This window comes from Mucilaginibacter sp. P1_A3 (assembly GCF_056406855.1).
Genome location: NZ_JBFTZJ010000009.1, coordinates 118855 through 143190 on the forward strand (window position 1 = coordinate 118855; position 24336 = coordinate 143190).

General features: G+C 42.4%; 21 protein-coding genes. 17 read left to right on the forward strand and 4 right to left on the reverse strand.

Translation table 11 applies throughout. The features are described from left to right. Position 1: 1 nt before the first annotated feature. Positions 2-1033 carry an NAD(P)/FAD-dependent oxidoreductase gene (locus AC1D0K_RS19895; protein ID WP_477393262.1) on the reverse strand — a complete coding sequence of 344 codons (1032 nt, stop codon included), beginning with the start codon at positions 1031-1033 and terminating at the stop codon, positions 2-4. A 71-nt stretch (positions 1034-1104) separates the two neighbouring features. Continuing rightward, positions 1105-2004: a LysR substrate-binding domain-containing protein gene (locus tag AC1D0K_RS19900; protein ID WP_295716651.1), complete on the reverse strand. Its 900-nt coding sequence runs from the start codon at positions 2002-2004 to the stop codon at positions 1105-1107. 473 nt (positions 2005-2477) lie between these two features. Here AC1D0K_RS19900 and AC1D0K_RS19905 point away from each other — a divergent pair, with 473 nt between their 5' ends. The 4 genes from AC1D0K_RS19905 (at position 2478) to AC1D0K_RS19920 (ending at position 5455) form a co-directional block, all read left to right on the forward strand. Then, complete coding sequence (locus AC1D0K_RS19905) at positions 2478-3017, forward strand: acyl-CoA thioesterase (protein WP_295716653.1); 540 nt, start codon at positions 2478-2480, stop codon at positions 3015-3017. A 59-nt stretch (positions 3018-3076) separates the two neighbouring features. Then, positions 3077-3277, forward strand: a complete 201-nt coding sequence (locus tag AC1D0K_RS19910) for a YqaE/Pmp3 family membrane protein (RefSeq protein WP_295716654.1) — start codon at positions 3077-3079, stop codon at positions 3275-3277. Between the two features lie 139 nt (positions 3278-3416). Then, positions 3417-4763, forward strand: coding sequence for a sigma-54-dependent transcriptional regulator (locus tag AC1D0K_RS19915; RefSeq protein ID WP_477393265.1), 1347 nt, complete (start codon positions 3417-3419; stop codon positions 4761-4763). 41 nt (positions 4764-4804) lie between these two features. Beyond that, complete coding sequence (locus AC1D0K_RS19920; protein ID WP_477393267.1) at positions 4805-5455, forward strand: hypothetical protein; 651 nt, start codon at positions 4805-4807, stop codon at positions 5453-5455. Between the two features lie 659 nt (positions 5456-6114). On the opposite strand, the gene AC1D0K_RS19925 is transcribed toward AC1D0K_RS19920, so the two are convergent. Next, positions 6115-6570: a hypothetical protein gene (locus AC1D0K_RS19925; protein WP_477393269.1), complete on the reverse strand. Its 456-nt coding sequence runs from the start codon at positions 6568-6570 to the stop codon at positions 6115-6117. Positions 6571-7064: 494 nt separating this feature from the next. Between AC1D0K_RS19925 and AC1D0K_RS19930 the strand changes: the two genes are divergently transcribed. The 11 genes from AC1D0K_RS19930 to AC1D0K_RS19980 all read left to right on the forward strand — a co-directional run bounded on the left by AC1D0K_RS19930 (position 7065) and on the right by AC1D0K_RS19980 (position 19359). Continuing rightward, a complete protein-coding gene (locus AC1D0K_RS19930; RefSeq protein WP_477393271.1) occupies positions 7065-8801 on the forward strand; it encodes an MAC/perforin domain-containing protein in 1737 nt (578 codons plus the stop codon). Between the two features lie 586 nt (positions 8802-9387). Continuing rightward, the gene (kdpF, locus tag AC1D0K_RS19935) at positions 9388-9465 is read left to right on the forward strand and encodes a K(+)-transporting ATPase subunit F (protein WP_169611101.1); all 78 of its coding nucleotides are present in this window, start codon (positions 9388-9390) and stop codon (positions 9463-9465) included. A 12-nt stretch (positions 9466-9477) separates the two neighbouring features. After that, positions 9478-11193 carry a potassium-transporting ATPase subunit KdpA gene (gene kdpA, locus AC1D0K_RS19940; RefSeq protein WP_477393273.1) on the forward strand — a complete coding sequence of 572 codons (1716 nt, stop codon included), beginning with the start codon at positions 9478-9480 and terminating at the stop codon, positions 11191-11193. 116 nt (positions 11194-11309) lie between these two features. Then, positions 11310-13340, forward strand: coding sequence for a potassium-transporting ATPase subunit KdpB (gene kdpB / locus AC1D0K_RS19945; protein WP_477393275.1), 2031 nt, complete (start codon positions 11310-11312; stop codon positions 13338-13340). A 106-nt stretch (positions 13341-13446) separates the two neighbouring features. Beyond that, positions 13447-14013, forward strand: a complete 567-nt coding sequence (locus AC1D0K_RS19950; RefSeq protein WP_477393276.1) for a K(+)-transporting ATPase subunit C — start codon at positions 13447-13449, stop codon at positions 14011-14013. A 170-nt stretch (positions 14014-14183) separates the two neighbouring features. Beyond that, a complete protein-coding gene (locus AC1D0K_RS19955) occupies positions 14184-15311 on the forward strand; it encodes a sensor protein KdpD (protein WP_477393278.1) in 1128 nt (375 codons plus the stop codon). A gap of 1 nt (position 15312) precedes the next feature. After that, entirely contained in the window at positions 15313-17022 is a 1710-nt protein-coding gene (locus AC1D0K_RS19960) for a HAMP domain-containing sensor histidine kinase (RefSeq protein WP_477393280.1), read from the forward strand. A 539-nt stretch (positions 17023-17561) separates the two neighbouring features. Further along, on the forward strand, positions 17562-18125 hold the full coding sequence (locus tag AC1D0K_RS19965; RefSeq protein WP_477393282.1) for a DUF6428 family protein: 564 nt from the start codon (positions 17562-17564) through the stop codon (positions 18123-18125). Positions 18126-18136: 11 nt separating this feature from the next. Beyond that, complete coding sequence (arsN2, locus tag AC1D0K_RS19970) at positions 18137-18568, forward strand: arsenic resistance N-acetyltransferase ArsN2 (protein ID WP_477393284.1); 432 nt, start codon at positions 18137-18139, stop codon at positions 18566-18568. Positions 18569-18570: 2 nt separating this feature from the next. After that, positions 18571-18984 carry an arsenate reductase ArsC gene (locus AC1D0K_RS19975; protein ID WP_477393286.1) on the forward strand — a complete coding sequence of 138 codons (414 nt, stop codon included), beginning with the start codon at positions 18571-18573 and terminating at the stop codon, positions 18982-18984. A 45-nt stretch (positions 18985-19029) separates the two neighbouring features. Then, positions 19030-19359 (forward strand): ArsR/SmtB family transcription factor, encoded by a 330-nt coding sequence (locus tag AC1D0K_RS19980; protein WP_295716680.1) that lies wholly within the window; start codon positions 19030-19032, stop codon positions 19357-19359. A 286-nt stretch (positions 19360-19645) separates the two neighbouring features. On the opposite strand, the gene AC1D0K_RS19985 is transcribed toward AC1D0K_RS19980, so the two are convergent. Then, entirely contained in the window at positions 19646-21730 is a 2085-nt protein-coding gene (locus AC1D0K_RS19985; RefSeq protein ID WP_477393289.1) for a beta-galactosidase, read from the reverse strand. Between the two features lie 236 nt (positions 21731-21966). Here AC1D0K_RS19985 and AC1D0K_RS19990 point away from each other — a divergent pair, with 236 nt between their 5' ends. Further along, a complete protein-coding gene (locus tag AC1D0K_RS19990) occupies positions 21967-23724 on the forward strand; it encodes a family 43 glycosylhydrolase (protein ID WP_477393291.1) in 1758 nt (585 codons plus the stop codon). Positions 23725-23792: 68 nt separating this feature from the next. Further along, entirely contained in the window at positions 23793-24293 is a 501-nt protein-coding gene (locus AC1D0K_RS19995; protein WP_477441324.1) for a hypothetical protein, read from the forward strand. The last annotated feature ends 43 nt before the right edge of the window (positions 24294-24336 follow it).

Genomic DNA, 24336 nt, shown 5'->3' on the forward strand with positions numbered 1-24336 from the left:
ATTAAAAGGCGGTTACGCCGTAAACGGTGGTGTATTTAAAACTCAGTTTTTGTTCGGGATAAACATATTTAAAAGCGCTTTGGGCCATCAGCGCGGCTTCATGAAAACCGCACAGGATCAGCTTTAATTTGCCCGGATAGGTGTTGATATCACCTATGGCATAAATACGTTCAACGTTGGTGCTGTAGTCAACGGTGTTTACCACGATGGCAGATCGGTCTATATTTAAACCCCAGTCGGCAATTGGTCCAAGCTTTGGGCTGAGACCAAACAGCGGAATCAGGTGATCGGCAGCAATGTGACTTACCTCGTTGTGTCTATCTAACAAAGTAACCTCCTGTAAATGGCCTTCGCCAGTTAAGGCAACCACGTTTGATTTGAGGATGAGGTCTATCTTGCCTTCCTTAGCCAGTTCAAAAACCTTTTCGGCAGAGTCTGGAACTCCCCGGAAGGTATCGCCCCGGTGAACCAGTGTAACTCTTTCAGCAACATTAGCCAGGAAAATGGCCCAGTCTAAGGCAGAATCTCCGCCACCGGCCAAAACCACTTTACGGTTACGGAACAGTTCGGGGTTTTTAACCATATAGGCAACGCCCCTGCCTTCAAAGTCGGTAAGGCGGTCAATCTCTGGTTTGCGCGGTTCAAAGCAGCCAAGCCCCCCCGCAATTACCACCACTTGGCAATGTACGGTAGTGTTATCGTTGGTTTGGATAATGTATGATCCATCGTTATTGCGGGTAAGAGTTTCTACCCTTTCGCCCAAACTAAAAGTAGGGTGGAAGGGGGCAATCTGTTCTATCAGTTTATCCACCAGTTGCTGGGCGGTAACCTCTGGGTATCCCGGAATATCATAGATGGGTTTATGCGGATAGATCTCGGAAAGCTGGCCGCCAACCTGGGGCAGCACATCAATAAGGTGGCAGCGCATTTTTAAAAGCCCTGCCTCAAAAACTGCAAATAAACCAACCGGGCCTGCACCAATAATGCAAATATCCGTGTTAATATCGTTCGTAATTGTACTTTTATCGCTCATGATTGTGTTTTATCGTACACAAATCTGTCGGTAAAAAAGGTGGGGAACAAATGATATAAAGTAATACTTGATTACTTTAAGTTATAATTGGCAAGGCAAAAGCGTTTAAAAAGCTCAATCAGTTTGCTGTTTTTACCATGGAGTTGTATGAATTGAAACGTGCGGAAGATCTCCAGTCCTTTAATGTCAATAATACAAAGTTCATTATATTTTAATTCGCTCACTACCGATTGGATGGATAGAAAAGTAGCTGTATCTGAGTATAAAAGGTATTGTTTTATGGCGATGCTGCTCTCCAGCTGAATCTCGATATTGAGATCTTTCGGGCTGATCTGTACACCCGCCAGTGCATCATAAATCACATCAAGCGTACCCGAACCGGCCTCGCGCAGCACCAATGGGATATCCAATAGCTGTTTCGGGCTGATCTCTGCTTTTTTTGATAACTTATTGTTTGCCTTGGTCACCAACACAATTTCGTCCTTTGCAAAGGGCGAATAGGCGAGTTGGGGCGAGTGAGATGAACCTTCGATAATTGCTATATCAAGTTTTTCATCAAGGATCATTTGAGAGATATGATCAGTATTAGCCTGGATAAAATTGAAGGTAACCTCGGGATATGTTTTCTTAAACAGGGCCAGTATTTTGGGCAAAATTGTTTGCGCTACTGTGGTGCTTGCGCCAATATGCAGTGTGCCGGCTTCCAGGTTATTTAATTGGGCCAGTTCGGTTTCAAGGGCGGTATAGGTCTGGAAGATCTTATCAGCATATTGTAACAGTATCTTGCCTGCTGTAGTAAGGGCAATGTTGTTGCCATTACGTTTAAATAGCTGTACGTTAAGTTGTTGTTCCAGTTCCTTAATATGTTTGGTAACCGCCGGTTGGGTGATAAACAACTCATTAGCCGCCTTGGTAAAGCTTAGCCGTTGCGCAACCGTATAAAATACCTTTAACCTGAAATCGAATATCATCGGGTTAAATTTAAGGGTTTAAATTCATAGATTAATAAAATCCTCTACTTGGAGCTAGTGTGTGTACACATCTTTTAGAATCGGTTGATATAATAAATTAACAAGCATTTGTGGTAAAATGCTGATTATTTAGGCTAAAGCCATGCTTGTATATGCTTTTTATCCGTTGGTTGAAACCAACGGCAATGAAGAATTGAAGGTAAACAACGCTTTAATTCATTGCCGTCCCATTTATGGGACGAATAAATAAAGAGTATGGGTGGCTTTAGCCAAATCAGAGCCACGCTAACAAACTTTTATACACCCAGTAGCCCGTGGGGAGGGAACTGAAAAGTTTTCCGAACACTTAGGCAAATAACTCAAACAAAGCGCGAGCAGGAAGTTTTGGTAACCAACTCACTGTCTTAATTCTTAACTCTTGATTCTTGACTCTTCCCTTCCCCTAACTTGCTGATTCTTGCTATATTTGCAATATGACAGGAAAATCGCCCAAAGAATCATATACCATCATGAATGAACTGGTATTGCCCAACGATACCAATACATTAAACAACCTGATGGGTGGGCGCCTGCTGCACTGGATGGATATTGCCGCCGCTATATCGGCACAAAAACATAGCAACCGTATTGTGGTTACAGCTTCTGTGGATAATGTATCATTTCAATCGCCTATAAAATTGGGCGATGTAATTAGCATTGAAGCAAAGGTTACGCGGGCGTTTACCACCTCGGTTGAGGTAAGGATGGATGTATGGGCGCAAAATATCCCATCGGGTACCAAAGTAAAAAGCAACGAGGCTTATTACACCTTTGTAGCATTGGATGGCGATGGACAAAAAACCCGGGTGCCTGAATTACTGCCCCAAACGGATGATGAGATAGCATTATATGAAGGTGCCCTGCGCCGCCGCCAGCTGCGTTTAATACTGGGCGGAAAAATGCACCCTAATGATGCTACCGAACTTAAAGCTCTTTTTTTTGGCGAGCAACTGCCCTTAAACCTCAAAGATTAATTTCGTAACAAAAGGTAATGGGTATGGTCTAAATAATAATTAGTTTAAAAATCATAGCCATGAGATACTTTTTATGTTTTTTTATGCCACCTCTGGCCATATTAACCACCGGCAGAATAGGGGCATTTATCCTCAATATATTTTTGACGTTATTTTTCTGGATCCCCGGAGTTATTCATTCCATATTGGTAACCAGCGATTATTATGAGGCCAGGAGGCACAGGCAACTCATACGTGCAACGCGCCGCGCAAGGTGGTAAAATATCTGAACTCCGATTAAGCAGATTTATCAGATTTTTTTGATTTTGATTTTTCAGAGCGACAGACATCCTGAAAATCCTTTAATCGTAAAAATCGCGGTTCAGACAAATTCCAACCAAAATCCTCATATTTGCCTCGATGCAAAAAGGTAAGCTTTTAATTATCGACGACGAAGAACGGCTGCGTAATCTCATGGCCCGCATTCTACAATTGGAAGGACACGAGGTAATTACCGCGGCAACTGGTAAAGAAGGTTTGCGTAAACTGCAACAGGAACTGATACACGTTGTACTAAGCGATGTTAAGCTGCCCGATATTGATGGCATTACCCTTACCGAAACCATAAAAAAAACATATCCCGCAACAGAAATTATTGTGCTTACCGCTTATGGCACTATTAACGATGGCGTTAAGGCCATCAAAGCGGGCGCTTTTGATTACATAACCAAAGGTGATGATAACGAAAAAATCATCCCGCTGGTAAGCAAGGCCATGGATAAGGCCCTGTTGCAGCAAACAGTTATAGAGCTGCAAAGTAAGCTGAATGATAAATTTGGTTTCGACAGGCTGATAGGCAGATCCACCGCTATTGGCGATGTAATTAAATTAGCCCAAAAGGTAGCATTAACAGATACTACCGTTCTGTTATTAGGTGAAACTGGTACCGGTAAAGAAATATTTGCCGAAGCCATTCACCAGGCAAGTAACCGCAATACAAAATCATTTGTGGCGGTAAATTGTAGTGCTTTTACAAAAGAATTATTAGAAAGTGAACTTTTTGGCCATAAAGCCGGCTCATTTACCGGGGCGTTAAAAGATAAAAAAGGTCTGTTTGAAGAGGCCAACGGCGGCACCATATTTTTAGATGAGATAGGCGAGCTTGATCACGACCTGCAGGCCAAACTGCTCCGGGTGCTGGAATCGCAGCAGTTTTTAAAAATAGGTGATACCAAACCAACACAGGTTAACGTACGCATATTAGCAGCCACCAATCGTAACCTGCAGACTGAGATTGCTGAAGGCCATTTCCGGTCGGATTTATTTTACCGTTTATCTGTTTTCCAGATCACATTACCTCCCTTGCGCGAGCGTAAAAAGGATATCAAGCTGCTGGCAGAATACTTTATGCAGTACTTTGCCCTTAAAGTAAAAAAGCAGATCAACGTGTTAAGCGATGAGTTTGTAAGCAAACTGGAAGCCTACCACTGGCCCGGTAACATCCGCGAGCTGAAAAATATAATTGAAAGGGCGGTAATACTTACCGATAACAATACCCTTGATGAAAGCCTGCTTCCTTATGAAATTCAACAAAACCAGGTAAAGGCGGGTAGTCCAATATCAGCGTTTGATCTTTCGTCTGTAGAGAAACTTCACATACAGCGGGTACTTAACCACACGCACGGTAACCGTGCCGAAGCGGCTAATCTGTTGAATATTGGGGTGGCTACTTTGTATAGGAAGTTGAAGGAATACGGGTTGGAATGATTGGGGAATGGAACATGTCTCAATTAAGATTGCAAGATTAATTGAATTTTATGAAATGCATTTTTGAAGTTAACAGCAGACCTATATTATCGGAATCGGCAGAAAGCAAACACGACAACTTAATTAAATTATTAAAAGAAATCGGTTTACCGTGGGGCCTACACCCGGATATTGACGTGCCATTTCCCGGATTTAAAGGGGAGTTTACGGCTACATCTACCTTAACTAAATTTTTGGGAAATGGAATAAAGATGTCGGTGTTTTACAGGTTTAGAAACAATCTTCAAGACGAACAAACAAACGATGATCGGATTTATATCGAATTTAACTCAAAAAGAGTTGATTACGAGCACTTATTGACAAAGGTTTTTCCCGAAGTTATAAAGGGTTTTAACGCTTATACAGCAGATATTTTTGATCAGCAGTTAATATTCAAAGATCACGAGGAAAAACGATTTGCAAATAGAGGGAAAGTTATCAATAGGGTATATCCTGTAAGTTATTACGATACTGAACTTTGTAAGGTTTTTTTTAAACGGTACCCAAAAGAACTTGTAAAATCATTACAAGAGCATCATTACAAAGCTGAAGTATTTAACGATGGCCTTTTGATTATTGCGGGTACCTTGCCTTATTCAATGGAGACTTCAATTGAATTTGAAAATCAGATTAAAAAAATACTAAAATATTAAAACTCGATATTCAGTTTACTATTAGGTTTTGATTTGTATGAGAAGTGAAGGGAATATGGGTTGGAGTGAGGCAATGAATTTTCTGTGTAAAACCATTTCATTGCGAGGCACGAAGCAGTCGCTAACTGTGCTTACGTTTGTTTGGCTAATTAAAGTGAAGTTGTAACTGACAACATTGGCCCGCTCAATCGCCGCGGGAAGGGCTGTTACTTTTGAAGCCCCAAAAGTAACCAAAATGGCTGTCAGCAGAAATGCTTCTTTGCGCACAAGGCCTCTGCCCTGCAAAACGCGCAAAACCTGGGCTGGAATTATTTTGCCCCGGCGCGCTTTACCCTCCTCACGTGCAAAAACTTCCTATGCCCTGCCGCCGCACAATCCCCGCATTGTTTTGCCCGTTTTCGCCCGAAGCTGTTCTGCTGACGGGAAAGGGAGAGCTTTCGTAAAACGAGAATAACAAGCCTTAATATACTAACCATAAGGGTTACTCATCTCCACCACGTCATTGCGAAGCAATCTCCGGGCTATACAGGGTGGAGAGGCACGGCGCATACTCAGCATGCGAACCACAAGGGTGGACCCTTGCGGGAGCGGAGCATGGCGCACACTTAACACGTAGTCCACAAGGGTGGAACTTTGCAGGAGGACGGGCTGAGTCCGAACTATTCTTCTAAAGGCAAAATCTTTGCAAAAACAAATTTATATCCTGGTGGTATTTTAGTACCATGTGGTAAATCCACAAAAACTGAATCTGGATATTTTTTTTGAATATCATCTGTTGCTATACATAAAGGCCTTTTTTCTGCTGAATTATTTGATAAATAGTCAGGAACCTGCTGACAAGGTTCAAAAACCAACAAAGTATCCTTTGAATTATCGTTTTTACAGATATAAAGATTCACGAATCTATGATCACCGTTACACTCATGGTATGTTGGAAATATTTGTAACAATGATATATTTATCAGTGAAGAGCTATCTACTAAGTTGCGTTTTAAATTCTTCAATACAAAAGTTGTAGTTATCACTGCCTTCACTTGTTTGCTTTGTCTTGATTGGATGCACCCCATATTAAAACATGCAACAAAAACTACGAGATAAATTACAGATAACTTCATTATTTTTAATCTTTACCAAGTTCAGCATTTCGTGCTTTCCGAAGTCACCCCAGCTGTTCGCTTCCAGGCTTATGTGCCCGCATGCAAGTTGTTGAATATACGAAATCCCGGATGTTTATTTGATCCGGATTTTTTACTTTTAGAGGCTATTGGTACATGTTATTAAATTGTAGCCGATTGTCATCGGAACACGGCACATACTCAGCAAGCGACCACAGGGTGGCGCTTTGCGGGAGCTGTGTGGATCCTTGTGGGAGCGGCGAAAGGGAATGTTTTTAGTAAGAAAGAGAATAACAAGTCCTCCCTACTCTGTCCTTTACACAAGAACTGCGCTAACTTGTGGGTTGATGGATAACTCTGTTACCGAATATTATTGACCGGAAAACCCTTGGCAAAAAGGGTAGTTTTACCCTGTCATTTTATTCGCTTTTGGTAAACCCTTTGGGTAATATTGTGCATAGTTATCATCTAAACCAAATAAACCATCACAACTTATGACAACATCAAACACACAAATGCTCAGGGAGCAGATTGGACAATCAAAACCCCAGGATTTCGTACTGCAATCATTCAATGTTTTTAATCCCATCATTGCTCAGAATCCCGATTTATTGCTGAGCCAGCTCAACAGTTATCTAAAAACACCACTAACTGACGATGATGTAAACACCCAAACCGTTAAGCAAACCTTTTCATCTACCTTCAAAGAATTTCAATCTTCTCAATCTTCTGATACAGAGTTCGCCGCCTCTGTGGGTATCGAGGGCAGTTATGGATTTTACAGCGGTTCAGTAAAAGCAAGTTACAGTTCTGAAACCTACCAGGCTTCCACAGCTTTCAGTAGCAGTTTTAATGCCGTTATTAATTGCGGTACGGTAACTTTTAAAAGGCAAAGCGATAACGATGCTATAAGAGCATGTCTAACAACCGAATTTTGCGAAAGCCTTGACAGCATTACTACACTTAAAGCCGCCTGCGCTTTTGTAAACACTTACGGCACACACCTTGTGCTTGGTTTAAACCTGGGTGGCTTCATTCAGTTAAAATCAAAATCGCAAACAAGTAATTACAAAAATAAACAAGACATGTCGCTTGCGGTAACAGCAGCCTATGAAGGTGCCGGCAGCATTAGCGCAGCTGCAAGTGCAACTCAAAAATTATCGCAGGAAAGTTTTTCTTCCAGTCTTGAGCAAACTGTTGATACCTCCGGAGGGCAGAGCAGCCTTGCGGCCGAGATCGACCCAAAAGACCCGAAAACAGTTACCGCCTGGGCCAACAGCTGTACCAGCGATACTTCTTATGGTATAACAAGTTCTACCGAGATATGGCAGCTGGCTGCAAATGATACTGCAAAAAAAACCTTGCAACAATATATCAACCTGGTAATATTGAAGCAAAGTATCAATAACCCCACCATATTTGCAGCAGAAGCAGCCTTGCAGCCATACACTGTAGTTAGTGTTAATGCAGTAGCAACCGATGCGCGCTTCCGGATTATTGGGGGAGGGGCGCTTGTAGAAAAAAACAACAGCAGCTTCCTGGTAAACTCTTACCCTCAAACAGATAGTCGTGGCCATATCAATGGATGGACGGCGGCATCGCATGATATTGAGGTTCCTGCAACTGCCAATGAATATATAACTGCCTTTGCTATGGCCATATATGACCCCAGTTATACCGTTGACAGTACAGATAGTCTGCTACAGGTTCAATTAAAAATAGCATCGGGCAGTAATCCGGATGCCGGCGGCGATGCCGCTTCAAGTAGTGTAGATGCTGATTACTTACTTTCAGGTGGCGGTATTCAGTCTTTTACCACTGGCAATACGGTTAAATACCTTTTGGGTAGCTACCCGTCAAGTGATAATACATGGACTGCCACCAACCATGATTATGAGCATTCGGCATCCGGGGTTGTGCTTACGGCTTCTGCAATTGGCATCAAAAGCAACCACGCTTCGCTTACTATTACGCCATCTTTGGTTAGTACACCCGAATCCGAATCTGAATATGGCAGCCAAACCGCAACACTGGGCGATGGCATATCTATTGCCTGCGGTGGTGTATCAGTAGCAAACGCCAGTGATGCTGGTAATCTTGTGCAGCAAAGCTTTCCATCATCATCCAATAGCTGGACGGAATATCATAAAGACGATGACAGCCATGTGTCACAAGCCGACTGCATGACTTATGCAATTGGATTTACGGCAGGGCTTGATTTTGACAAATAAAAAAACCGGTAATGGCAAAAGCGCCCCCGAACGAAAGGTTTGGGAGCGCTTTTTTAATATCATGGGTTTTTATGGCGGATGCTTTATAACTATCCATAAAGTGTTTGGTTTTACGCAAACATTCGCATGAACGCTGGCTGCGACTCACCCGGTCTACGCTTCGCTGGAACCACCCTCTCTCCGACTGCGTCGCAAAGAGGGTTTGAAAAAACAAGAAGCTTTTACTCCTCTATGCGACGCAGTCGGAGAGAGGGGCAGACGTCCGCCGGCTGGCGGATCGTCGGGGTGAGTCGTCTGCGCCTTGTTTTCGTCATGCTTTCTCCCTTCTCCCACATTGATAATCACCTATCAAAATGATAGCCCGTTTTTAAGCTATTCGCGTATCATAAATATACAGAAATCTATTAAGTTTCTGTAATTCAGTTGCTTGTAATGCTTTGGTATTTATTGGCATCCGCTTGGTAAAGCCTTCTGCAAAAACTAATAATATGGATGTTTTACAGATTGTTATTTACGTGGTGACTTTCATAGCCATCTTCTGGATCTTCTTCAAATCAGTTAATTACTTCGAAAAAATTTAATCACCATGATCGCATTATTCATTGTGGCCATTGCCGTGTTTATATACATGGTGTACGTGCTGCTTAAACCCGAAAAATTTTAATTACTTAAAACCATGAACACTGAAATTTCAGGTGTAGTATTTACCTACCTGCTCACGCTTGCCATCGCCATTCCATTGGGCCGTTACATCGCCCGTATTTTTAAAGGCGAAAAAACATGGCTTGATTTTATGGCCCCTGTTGAACGCTTCATTTTCCGTTTCAGCGGTATTGATACCAAAAGGGAAATGAACTGGAAACAGCATTTATTTGCCCTGCTTACTATCAACAGCGTTTGGCTTATTTATGCATTTATTTGTTTAATGGCCCAGGGGCATCTTCCACTTAACCCCGATGGTAACCCCGGTCAATCGCCGGATACTGCTTTTAATACAGCCATCAGCTTTTTAGTGAACTGTAACCTGCAGCATTACTCGGGCGAAAGTGGCGCTACCTACTTTACACAACATTTTGTGTTTATGTTTCTGCACTTTGTATCAGCCGCCACAGGTATTGCCGCGCTGATTGTATTATTCAGGGCATTAAAAGATAAGGTGACAGATAAGCTGGGTAACTTTTGGGATTATTTTGTAAAATCCATTACCCGTATATTATTGCCTATATCATTTGTTATAGCTGTTGTTTTTGCCTTTAACGGCATGACCACCAGCTATGCCGGTAAAGATACATTTATCAGTATGCAAGGCGATACCGTACACGTATCGCGCGGACCAGTTGCTGCCTTAGTAGCTATAAAACACCTGGGTACAAATGGCGGCGGTTGGTTTGGTGCCAACTCGGCTCACCCTATTGAAAATCCTAACTATTTAACCAATACTACTGAGCTGGTAGCACAATGTATAATCCCCATCGCCCTGGTATTTGCCTTAGGTTTTTATCTCAATAAGAAAAAATTCTCGTACGTAATTTTTGGTGTAATGACCCTCGGGATGCTATTACTGCTTATCCCAACTATGAATGCAGAACTGAATGGTAACCCGGCTATTGCACATATGGGCGTTAGTCAGCCAACCGGTGCCATGGAGGGTAAAGAAGTAAGGTTTGGTCCGGCTAACTCTGCTTACTGGAGTATCATGACCACCATTATATCAACAGGTTCTGTAAACTCCATGCACGATAGTGCTATGCCGGTATCAGGTGTAATGATGATGATGGGCATGATGGTGAACTGTTTTTATGGTGGTTGTGGTGTAGGAATTTTAAACTTTTACATCTTCATCATCATCGCCGTATTTATTTCGGGCTTGATGGTGGGGCGAACACCGGAGTTTTTGGGCCGAAAGATAGAGGCCCGCGAAATGAAGATCGCTTCATTAATCGCGTTATTACACCCGTTCATTATACTTGTTGGCCTGGCCATATCATCCTACGTAATTGTTCACATGCCCGGCGCAGATTGGGCTGTAAAACCATCCGCCTGGTTAAACAATCCCGGTAACCATGGTTTTTCTGAAATGTTGTATGAGTACACTTCATCAGCAGCTAACAATGGTTCTGGCTTTGAAGGTTTGGGCGATGGTAACATTTTTTGGAACGTTACTACTGGTATAGTAATGGTGTTGGGTAGGTTTTTGCCAATCATCGGTCCGCTGGCCATTGCAGGGTTGTTAGCCAACAAGAAATTCATCCCGGAATCTGCCGGAACGCTTAAGAGTGATACTTCAACTTTTGGTGTGATGATCTTCGCGGTGATTATTATTATCGCTGCACTATCATTCTTCCCTTCACTTGCTTTAGGCCCAATTGCCGAACACTTTTCACTAAAATAAAACAACAACAGCCCCACCTAAATCCTCCCCTGAAGGGGAGGGCTTTAAAAAAAGATACAAATCAAAAGTCTCACCCTTTAGGGGGAGATTTAGAGGGGGCTACAATTTAAATAATCATGAAATCTGATAAAAATACATTATTCCAGGGCGATCAAATGAAAGAAGCTTTTAAGCAATCTTTCATCAAGCTGGATCCACGCATCCTGTTCCGTAACCCGGTGATGTTCACCGTGGAGATAGGTACAATGGTAATGCTCATTGTAACTATATTTTCCTTTGCTAATAAAGGTCAGGGCAGTTTTGCCTATAACTTTACTGTATTTATTGTACTGTTATTAACTGTATTGTTTGCCAACTTTGCCGAAGCTATTGCCGAAGCTCGCGGCAAGGCCCAGGCCGAAAGTCTGCGTAAAACCCGCGAGGAAACGCCTGCCCGCCTGCTGGTTAACGGCAAGGAAGAAAGGGTAATGTCGAGCCAGTTAAAAAAAGGCGATGTGTTTATCTGCGAAACAGGCGATAACATCCCTACCGATGGTGAGATCATTGAAGGTATTGCTACTATTGATGAATCGGCTATTACCGGTGAATCTGCCCCGGTGATTCGCGAATCGGGCGGTGATAAATCCTCTGTAACAGGTGGTACCAAAGTATTATCCGACAGGATTAAGGTAATGGTAACCACCCAGCCCGGAGAAAGCTTTTTGGATAAGATGATTGCCTTAGTTGAAGGTGCATCGCGCCAGAAAACACCAAACGAGATAGCCTTAACCATACTATTGGCTGGTTTCACGCTCATTTTCGTTATAGTATGCGTTACACTGAAACCTTTTGGCGATTATTCAAATACCCCTATAACTATTGCTGCTTTTATTTCGCTGTTTGTTTGTTTAATCCCTACTACTATCGGTGGTCTGTTATCTGCCATCGGTATTGCCGGGATGGACAGGGCTCTGCGTGCCAATGTGATCACAAAATCGGGCAAGGCTGTTGAAACTGCCGGCGATTTGGATACCTTACTGTTGGATAAAACAGGTACTATCACCATTGGTAACCGTAAGGCCACCAATTTTTACCCGGCAAATGGCATAAAACCTGCAGATTTTGTTACAGCCTGTGTGCTTAGTTCGCTCGCTGATGAAACTCCCGAAGGTAAATCAATTGTTGAACTGGCCAGCCAGGATAAAACAGTACCATCGGTAAATGCGCCTAAAAACTCGGTGTTCATCAAATTCACTGCCGAAACCCGCTCAAGCGGATTGGATACGCCAGAGGGCTTACGCATCCGTAAAGGGGCTTTTGACTCTATCCGTAACATCGCGCTTAAAGCTGGGCATCAATTCCCGGTTGAGGTGGAGGATAATGTTAAAAAGATCTCTTCAAACGGTGGTACCCCGCTGGTAGTATCGCAAAACGAGCAGATAATGGGTGTAATTGAATTGCAGGACATTATAAAACCAGGCATTGCCGAACGTTTTGACCGCTTACGTAAAATGGGTGTTAAAACAGTGATGGTTACGGGTGATAACCCGCTTACAGCCAAATTTATTGCCGAAAAAGCTGGGGTAGATGATTTTATTGCTGAGGCTAAGCCCGAGGATAAAATGAACTACATTAAGAAAGAGCAACAGGGCGGCAAGCTGGTAGCCATGATGGGCGATGGTACAAATGATGCCCCTGCATTGGCTCAGGCCGATGTTGGTGTGGCCATGAACAGCGGTACCCAGGCAGCTAAAGAAGCCGGAAATATGGTTGATTTAGATAACGACCCAACCAAGCTGATTGAAATTGTGGAGATAGGCAAGCAATTGCTGATGACACGCGGTACGCTTACCACCTTCTCTATCGCTAATGATGTGGCTAAGTACTTTGCTATTGTTCCTGCTTTGTTTATGGTATCTATACCGGCTTTAAAAGCATTGAACATCATGGATCTGCACAGCCCGGAATCAGCCATCTTATCGGCGGTGATCTTTAACGCCATCATCATCCCCTTGCTGATACCATTGGCTTTAAGAGGCGTTGAGTATAAGCCGATAGGTGCCAGCGCTTTATTGCGCCGTAACTTATTGATCTATGGGCTTGGTGGTGTACTGATACCATTCATCGGTATAAAACTGATTGACCTTGCTGTAGGAATTTTTATTTAGATGTGAGAATTGAGATATGAGATTTGAGGCAAAAAGAAGGTCGGCAATTTCATATCTCCAATTAACAATCTCATATCTAAAATCTCATATCAAAAAAGAAAATAAAATGAAAACATATTTGTTGCCATCCATCAAGTTAACTATCATACTTATAGTAATTACAGCCGGAATTTATCCATTAGCGATAGCAGGCATAGGCAAATTTACTCCCGGTCATGGTGATGGGGAGACCATAACATATAAAGGCCGTGTAGTTGGTTATGCTGGTATCGGCCAAAAATTTACTAAGGACGAATATTTCTGGAGTCGCCCATCGGCAGTTGATTATAATGCAGCTGGTTCTGGTGGTTCAAACAAAGGTCCGTCAAATCCTGATTATTTGAAACAGGTTGAGGGCCGTATCCAGGATTTCCTGAAACATAACCCGGGCGTAACCCGCGCCCAGATTCCTGCCGAACTGGTTACCGCATCAGGTAGTGGGTTAGATCCTGATCTTTCACCCGCAGGTGCACAGGTACAGGTAGCACGTATAGCAAAAATACGCGGTTTATCTGCCGATGCATTAGCCAAACTGGTTGATGCCCATACAGAAAAACCAATGTGGGGTGTGTTTGGTCCGTCTAAAGTAAATGTGCTTAAACTAAATGTTGCTCTTGACGAGCTGAAGAAATAGTATGGATTGTTTTATAATTAATTTTGGTTGTTAATTATAAGTTTGGTTTGATGAACATTCATACGCTAAAAGGGGGTTTTTCGGAATCTCCTTTTATTAGGTTAAAAGAAATGGAAAAACTACTTCATGTATAGTTTGTAAACAGCAAGATGAGTTAGTTAAGAATCACAATGGAAGAAAGTAAAGAACAATCGGTTGAGCATTTCCTGGAGCTTATTAAACGATCCCGTCGTGGCAAGTTCAAGGTTTATATAGGCATGAGTGCGGGCGTGGGTAAAACCTACCGCATGCTACAGGAAGCTCAGGCCTTGTTGCGCAACGGTATTGATGTTAAAATAGGTTATGTTGAAACTCATAACCGGAGGGAAACGGTAGCCCTGCTGGAAGGTTTGCCGGTAATCCCGCGTCGTAAGCTTTTTTACAAAGGCAAGGAATTGGAAGAGATGGACTTGAAAGCCATTATCAGTCTTAGGCCAGAAGTGGTTTTGGTTGATGAGCTGGCGCATACTAATATTGAGGGCAGCAGCAACGAAAAACGCTGGCAGGATGTGATGGAGATATTGAACGCCGGTATCAACGTAATTAGCGCGGTAAATATCCAGCATATGGAAAGCCTTAATGAGGAGGTAGAGCGAATAACCGGTACGGCCATTAATGAGCGCATCCCTGATAAGGTTTTGCAGATGGCTGATGAAGTGGTGAACATTGACCTTACAGCCGACGAACTCATAGATAGATTAAAAGACGGTAAAATATACGATGAAAAAAAGGTGCCAACAGCGCTTAATAACTTTTTCCAGGCCGATAGGATTCTTCAACTGCGTGAACTGGCACTGCGTGAAGTAGCCCACCAGGTTGAGCGTAAAATTGATATTGAAATACCTAAAACCATAAAATTGCGGTCCGAGCTTTTTTTAGCCTGCATCAGTACAAATGATGCATCTGCAAAAATAATAATACGTAAAACCGCAAGGCTATCATCTTACTATCGTTCCAAATGGTTTGTTTTGTATGTGCAGACTTCAAAAGAAAGTAGTGATAAGATAAACCTGGCCTCGCAAAGGCATCTTATTAATAATATGAAGCTGGCTACCCAGTTGGGTGCCGAAGTGCTTAAAGTAAAAAGCGACCGCATAGCCCAAACCATTTGGGAAACAGCCGAAAAATATGACATTACTACCATTTGTATAGGTAAACCACGGTTTAAGTTTTACCAGCTGATCATGAAAACAGCGGTATTTACCCAGCTATTGAATAAAATGTCAAAAACTGATATTGACCTTGTAATACTTTCATAACATGACTATTAAAAATAAACTCCGTACCGGCATCGGCTTTTTGTTTATACTGGCACTTATCTGCTGCGGATTATCGGTATATTTTCTCAACCGCCTCTCGGCCGATGCCGGGTTGATCCTGAAGGATAATTATAAAACGCTCCAATACACTCAAAACATACTGGATGAGATAGATGCCAATGATGGCCCGCTCTCGGCTAAGCAAATTGCGGTGATGGATGATAACCTTAACAATCAAATGCATAATGTTACTGAGAAAGGCGAACGTGAATTAACAGATTCTTTAAGTGTTGCTTACCAGGATATTAAACTACACCAAAATACAGCCACGCAAGCCCAGGTGCGTGCGCAGGTTCGGCGACTCATATATGGCATTATGCATTTAAATATGGATGCCATTGCCCATAAAAATGATGTGGCGGCCGGTACCGCTAAAAGAGCAAATATACTGGTTGCCTTTTGCGCGGTGCTTTTATTCACCATCGCGTTTACTTTTGCTGTTAATTTCCCCGGGTATATAGCTAACCCATTAAAAGAGTTAACGGAGAAAATAAAGGAGATATCCAATCGAAATTATCATCAGCAGATAGATTTCCGGTCGGATGATGAATTTGGTGAGTTGGGGCAGGCCTTTAACAATATGACCAAAAAGCTGGATGAGTATGAGAATAGTAACCTGGCCAGTATTTTGTTCGAGAAAAAACGGATCGAGACCATCATCAATACCATGCAGGATGCCATTGTGGGTTTGGATGAAAAGATGATCATCATATTTGCCAATGAGATAGCGTGCTCATTAATAGGCATGAGTGCGGAACAACTTACCGGGCGCTATGCTCCCGATGTAGCTTTGGAAAATGACCTGTTAAGAAATCTTTTGGTTAACGAGCAGCCCAAACTAAAAATATTTGCCGATAACCGGGAAAGCTTTTACTCGCGCGAATCACTATCAGTAAGTAGTAAAGGCAAGGTAATTGGTAAGGTGATCATCCTTAAAAACATTACCGAGTACCAGCAACTGGATGAAGCCAAAACTAACTTTATAGCTACCATATCGCATGAGTTAAAAACGCCGATATCATCCATAAAAATGAGCTTAAAATTGCTGGAGGATGATCGTATTGGTAACGTGAATACCGAGCAAAGGCAGCTGTTGGAAAACATTGACGATGACGCCCGCCGCCTGCTGCAGATAACCGGCGAACTGTTGGATATGGCGCAGGTAGAAACAGGTAAACTGCAGCTTAATTTTGGTAGTACCCATCCTAAAAATATTGTGGATTATGCAGTCAAGGCTATCAAATTCACAGCCGATCAAAGGCAGGTAACCATAAAAGTTAAATGCGATGACTCCCTCCCCGAAGTACATGCCGATTTGGATAAAACTACCTGGGTACTTATCAACCTGTTATCAAACGCTATAAAATACAGCCATGAAAAATCGGTAGTAGAGCTGGTTGTTAAAAAGCATAAGAACGATGAAATAGAATTTTCTGTAACGGATCATGGTAAAGGCATAGAGGCTCAATATTTATCGCGCCTTTTTGAACGCTATTTTAAGGTTCCAAATGCCACCGCGGATCAAACCGGAACCGGCCTTGGGCTTGCCATAGCTAAGGATTTTATAGAAGCACAATCTGGCCACATCGGGGTTGATAGCGAGATAGGAGCAGGCAGCAGGTTCGCGTTTACGTTGAAAAGGGCAGTATAAGAAATTTAGAAAAGGCACTCTGTAAGTGTCATTGCTTCGTACCTATGACAAGTTGTTGAATCCCAGACTTACGAAGTTTTTAAAACTTCGTAAGTCTTTCGCCGCTTGTCATTTCTCTTTCAATAATGTTTTAAAAAGTTTGTCATCCTGAGGCACGAAGGATCTATTCGCAGACTATACAGGGCGAAAAAGCATAGTGGAGAGTAGATCCTTCGTGCCTCAGGATGACATTTTTTTTGTAAACCGCGTCATTGCGAGGTGCGAAGCAATCCCAAAACATACAGAGCGTATTTGTATAGCTACTCTGTAGGTCGGGGATTGCTTCGTACCTTATAATGACGATTTATAGGACTATGTGAAAAAAATCACACTGATAATCAATAGCTTAAAACCGTGTTATCGGCGTGACAACCTTTTGTAACGTAATTTTTCCTCCCCAGGATCCCCGGATTTTCCAATTTACAATTAAATTTTTTTAATTGATTCGTCTTTTAAACTATTAATCGTAATATTGCAATATATAATTCAATGCTTGTATTATGAAAAATCAGGAAGCTATAAATTGGATGGAATTTAAGGAGCAATTGCTTGCTCATCCGCAACTGGATCTGCAATTTCAGTATGCAGAAAATAAATGGGTAGATGCTTCATACCACATCACCGAAATTAAACAGGCACCCATCACATCAGTTGATTGCGGTGGCAAAATGAACAGCTGGACAGAGATCATCGTTCAACTGTGGGAGCCTGTTGGGCAACAGCAGGAAAGGGCAATGCAGGTTGACAAGGCTTTATCTATCATTGGGCTTGTTGAAAAAACATTGCCTTTAAATCCATTGGCAACGGTTAAAATTGAGTTTGGTAATTCGGACTTTGATACCCGCCAAATGTATCCTAACAAGGTAATAGCCGAGGGGAATAATCTGATTGTTGATCTTAGGCCAGATACCGTGCAATGCAAAGCCATTGAACGTGGCGGCAGTTGTGGTACTACTGATACCGGCGAAGAGTGCTGCGCTCCGGCTACAGTAAAGCCCAAAATTGAATTAAAGAATCTTGCTGTTGCTACAGAATGCTGTACCCCAGGTGGGGGATGCTGCTAAAATAAAAAAGTATGTTAATAGAAAAAGCTGAAAATTATAGGGATAGCATTGTTCAACTGCTGAGTGCAGCAAAACTACCGGTTGAAGATCTGCCATTATCGCTGGATAATTTTTCTATTGCATTAAATGATAACAACGATGTAATAGGCGTAGTTGGGCTGGAAATTTATGGGGATTATGCTTTGCTCCGTTCATTGGCCGTTGAGCCCGGGTATCGCGGCCAGGGGGTAGCAAACAAATTGCTTGGCATTGCCGAGGGATCGGCATTGTTAAACAATGTAAAGGCAATTTACCTTATCACAGAAACAGCATCGGTGTATTTTGGCCAAAAGGGATATATGACTGTTGCACGTATTGAGGTACCTGATGAAATAAAGGTTTCTTCGGAGTTTAGTTATGTGTGCCCTGCGTCCGCCATTGTAATGAAAAAAGAACTGAATTAATAATGAAAAAAATATTAGTGTTATGTACCGGCAATAGTTGCCGCAGCCAGATAGCCCACGGCTATTTACAACATTTTGCCGGTGATAAAGCCGAAATTTATAGTGCCGGTGTCGAGATTCATGGCGTAAACCCTAAGGCGATTAAAATAATGGCCGAAGATCATATCGATATCTCGCATCATACATCAAATAATGTTGATGAGTATATGGAGATCCCTTTTGATTACATTATTACAGTTTGTGATAATGCCAAAGAGAACTGCCCATACTTTCCATCCAAAGCTGAGCGTTTTCACCAAAACTTTCCCGATCCGGCTAAAGCCACTGGAACAGAAGATGAGGTGATGAATGAATTTAGGCGGGTAAGGGAAATGATCAAAGTATTCTCGGCCAGTTTTATACAGCAGCACGTTTAAAACCGTAGTTTGATTATTAATCACTTTATTGTAATATTGCTTGTAATGGGTTTAACTAAAACAGAAAACTTTACCGAGGCTCAAAACGAGCTGGCCAAAATGCTTAAGGCATTGGCGCATCCCGCGCGCATTGCTATTATTGAGCATTTGATAAAGGCCAATGCCTGCATCGGGAACGATTTGGTTGATATATTGGGCTTGGCCCAGCCCACCACCTCGCAGCACCTGCGCGAACTTAAAGACGCAGGCATAATTAAAGGCACCATCGAAGGCACATCCATGAACTATTGTATTGACCAGGTGAAATGGAAACAATACGCTGATAAGCTGAACGCCTTTTTTGTTACAGTGAATGTTTCTGACGGTTGCTGTTGATCTTTTTGATCGAATTGTTTTATCGTAATAAAATTTTACGGCCTGCATCCAAAAAAAATCTTTTTGTCATCCTTGAGCGTAGCGAAGGATCCATTCTTCGCCATGCTTTTTCGCTCTGTAAGTCTGCGAATAGATCCTTCACTACGCTTCTTATGACGTGTTTGGTATTTATTAACGTATCTACATCCTAAAAAGGCCTGTCACCCTGAGCTTGTCGAAGGGTCGCGCGCAGAGGCCTTTGCCCACATGCTTCGACAGGCTCAGCAGGACAGCCCTTTTTAAAACGTCAATTCACCTCCACAATTTTAATCCCCCACGGTTCCAGCTGCATAGCCGAATTTGCGCTTACGCCTGCTCCCGATAACAACTCTTTTCCATTCCCGTAAGGATAAGTAAAACTGCTTTCCTTGTCAGAATAGTTGAAATAATAATGCACTGTTTTACCTTTTTGATTAGTGCCATATTTGGTAATTATTGGGAAGGCCAACTGTTGATCGGTACCCCATAAGCCAACTTTTTTCACCGCATCGGCCAGTATTTTATCGGTTACAGCATTACTGGTTAGGCAACCTATATAGGTTGCCAGGCCTTTGCCGTAAGCATTTTCGGTGATGGCGGCATATTTACCCCAAACCGGGTGATCATAATAGGCCAGTACTTTGGCTGTGGTTGGAGTGATAAGCTCCATCCAGGTATTGAGTTTTTTATCTTCGGGTTTCAGGTTAAAATCATCGCCTTTTAAACCAACATTTTCGGGTACTGTAAATTGGCTGTAGTAAATTCCACAAGCCTCATTGATGATCCCTGGCTGATGGGTTGTTCTCACTTTTACATTTTCATCACTAAATCCACTTTTAACTGTGTAAATGATGTGGCCGCCATTTTTTACGTAACGGTTTAAACGCTGCAATAAACTATCAGGTGCTGCATACAAAACGGGTACTATCAGCAGTTTATAATTTTCGATGTTCTGGCTGGTAGGGTCAACAAAATCGCAGCCTACATTCATGTGGTATAAACCATCGTACAGTTGGCGTAATATATCATTGTAGCTGGTTCGTACACCCCACCCAAATCCAAAGGACTTAAACCCGGTAAGGGCCTCATTACTGAATAATATGGCTACATCGTTTTTCTTTTTCAGGTTGATGAGGTTAGGGCTCAACCGGTCAAAATCTTTACCTATGGTTTTTGCTTCGTTGTAAACCGGGTTTGGTTCAAAATCATGACTTAACAAGCCTTTCCAATAAGTTTCTGCAGAGTTATGGATAGAATGCCATGGCCAGTAACCCACCATGTTGGCACCCGATGCCAGGTGACTAAAGGCCTGTAATCTTAACTGCCCCGGATAAGGTGTCCATTGCGCGAAACCCTGAGCTTCGGTTTCTATTGTCAAATAATTTTTACCGCCCTTCATTGATCGGGTTACATCACCGCCAAAAGAAATTTCGGAGCCTGTGAGGTTATCCTGGCTGGGGTGGTAAATATCAATGCCCGCAATATCCATTGATTTGGCTGCCGCAAAGTGGTCAACATCCGGTTGGATCCCGAATGAATAGCCTCGCCATTCCAAATCGAAATTTTGAGTAATAAACTGGTCTGGTCGTTTGTATTCGCGCACAATAGCGGCCTGCCAGCCTAAATACTGGGTAACCTGCTGCCTTTGAAATTTGGCAAATTCAGAGGATAAACTGGCGTTGATGGTGCCATTCATCGAAGGAAAATCATCCCAGTTATTGATGCGGTTGCTCCAGTAATCCAGGCCAAAAATGTGGTTAATATTATCAAGCGTGTGGTATTTTGCCTGCATGTATTTTACAAACAAGGCCTGTACATTTGGTCCGGATGTGCCGTAAGCTTTGGTCTCATTATCTACCTGGTAGCCAATTACAGCAGGATTATCCTTCACATGTTCCATTATTTTCCTGATCACCCGCTCGGCATAAGTCCTGAAATCCGTATTGGTAATATCCATATTTTGCCTTGCCCCATATTGGTTTTGGCCCGATGGAGTTATAGCTAATATTTCGGGATGTTTTTTAGCCATCCAGGTAGGTATAGCGTAAGTAGGGGTACCAACAATCACTTTTATTCCACCTTTTTGCATGGCGGCTAATACCCGGTCGATATGGGTAAAATCAAATACGCCATCTTGCGGCTCAACGGTGCTCCAGGTTGATTCGGCAATGCGTACCACGTTAATGCCACAATCTTTCATCATCTGCACATCCTTATCCAGCCTTTCATAAGGCATGTATTCATCGTAATAAGCAACACCGTAAAGCAGTTTATCCATTTTAGGATATTGTGCAAAAACAGATAAACTCAACAACAATTGCAGGGCTAAAAGCAGCAGGTATTTCTTCTTCATAAAAATGAAATTTAGGATGATTGGGTTATGAGGATGAAAGTACAAATTAATTGTGTCTTTAACACACATTAATAAAATATTGGAGAGTAAAATTGAATGAGGTAACCGGTTTTTGGTATGCACAAAGCTTAGGTGAATGCTTTTGAGCAGTAAATGTAGTAGTATATGTGGTTTTTGTTAATGTTTTAAAACAGATATTAGCTTTCTGTTATTTACTACATAAGCCTATATAATTTATGAAATTAACTGCCCGTATTTTACCAATACTGCTGTTTTGTTTTTGTTTACAAGAGTTAAGCGCACAAACCAAAAAGCTTACTTACTGTAACCCGCTTAACCTTGATTACGGTTACACACCCTTTGCCGATTTTTCCAGCTGGGGCAGGCACCGTGCCACCGCCGACCCTACCATGACTCTTTTTAAGGGGAAATATTACCTTTTCAGCACCAACCAGTTTGGCTATTGGTGGAGCAATGATATGCTTAACTGGAACTTTGTTTACCGCAAATTTGTACGGCCTTACAACCAAAATCTCGGCGATGAACTTTGCGCCCCTGCTACCCTGGTTTTGGGAGATACGCTGTTGGTAATAGGTTCAACCTATAATAAAGACTTTACACTGTGGATGAGCACCAATCCCACTAAAGATGACTGGAAGGCCGCCAAAGATTATTTTAAGGTAGGCGCCTGGGATCCGGGTATGTTTGCCGACGACGATGGGAGAGTGTACATCTACCATGGTTCCAGCAATACGCTGCCACTTTATGGGCAGGAGATAGACCGGAAAACATTTGAGCCCATCGGCCCCAAAAAAGAAATGGTAAAACTCGACCCGGAAAAGCACGGATGGGAGCGTTTTGGCGAGCATAATGATAATGTGTTCCTGCTGCCATTTATTGAAGGCTCATGGATGAATAAACATAACGGAAAATACTACCTGCAATTTGGCGCACCCGGCACCGAACAAAGTGGCTATGGCGATGGCGTTTTTGTAGGTTATAAGCCCTTGGGGCCTTTTACTTACCAAAAACACAATCCATTCTCCTACAAACCCGGAGGCTTTGCAAAAGGGGCAGGGCATGGCGCTACCTGGGCAGATAAGTATGGCAATTTTTGGCATATCAGCACCATGGGCATCGCGGTAAAAAATAATTTTGAGCGTCGTATCGGCTTCTGGCCTGCCGGCTTTGATCAGGACGGCACCTTGTATTGTAATACTGCATATGGCGACTATCCACAATATTTAGCCGCCGGTCCCGAAGATCACCTGAAAAGTAATTTTACCGGCTGGATGATATTGAATTATAATAAACCGGTTGAGGTATCATCAACATTGGGGGCCTATGGTGCAAACAATGCCGTTGATGAGGATATCAAAACCTATTGGAGCGCTAAAACGGCCAACAAAGGGGAGTGGTTTAAAACCGATCTGGGCGAGGTAAGCACTATAAATGCAATTCAGATCAACTATGCCGATCAGGATGCGGAGTTCCTGGGCAAATCGTTGAGGGTTTTTCATCAGTACATGGTTTATTCATCGTTGGATGGAAAAGCGTGGAAGCCTTTGATTGACAAAAGCAAAAACAAAACCGATGTTCCGCATGACTATATCGAACTAAAAAGTCCTGCAAAAGCACGTTATCTTAAGATGGTTAACCTGCATATGCCAACTGGTAAGTTCGCATTATCTGGCTTCAGGGTGTTTGGTAAAGGTGCAGGTGCCCGGCCCGATACTGTGCAAAATCTGATTGCGTTACGTGGTGATAGTGAGCGCCGTAATTCCTGGCTTAAATGGAAACCAAATGATCAGGCTACCGGTTACACTATTTACTTTGGCATAGCGCCCGATAAACTGTACAATAACATGATGGTGTATAGCAAAAATGAATTTTATTTTAGTGGAATGGACAGGGACTTGCCTTATTATTTCCAGATAGAGGCCTTTAATGAAAATGGGATTTCGCAACGCACAAAAATAATTAAGGTTGACTGATGTACCGGGGACAGTATTTATTAATGCAAATGGCCCAATAGTTGCGGTTTTTTTGTAAACTGCAATCTATGCTGAAAACAATACCCTTATTTATGATGCTTCTGTTTTTTTATGGTGAAAATAAAGCACAAACTATTGATAGCACTTTAAAAAAATCGCCGGTTAAAACCTTAAGTGATGCACAGTATAATGCATTATTAAAGGGCGATGATATTTTTAACATGCCCCCTGTTGCTGTTGTAAATCATTACCCGATGCCCGATAAGGCTATTGCGTTTAAAAAAGAGGTGGGGCTTAGTCCGGTACAAATAACCCAAATTACAGTAATTGCCAACGAGCTGAAGCGTAAAAAGATGGAGATGGGTAAGTTCATCATCACCAATGAACAGGCATTGGATAATTTATTGCGAAGGGGCACCGATGAAGGGAGTATTATTTTTTATGGCAACCGATCGGGATTATACTACGGTGAGCTCAGAAATGCCATATTATTGGCCTGTTATAACACCTGGAAACTACTGGCGCCGGCTCAAATTAAAAAGCTGGAAACTTTGCAAAATCATAATTGATAAATTTGCCGTTTGATTTGCTTAATTTAGCGGCCCCAAATAA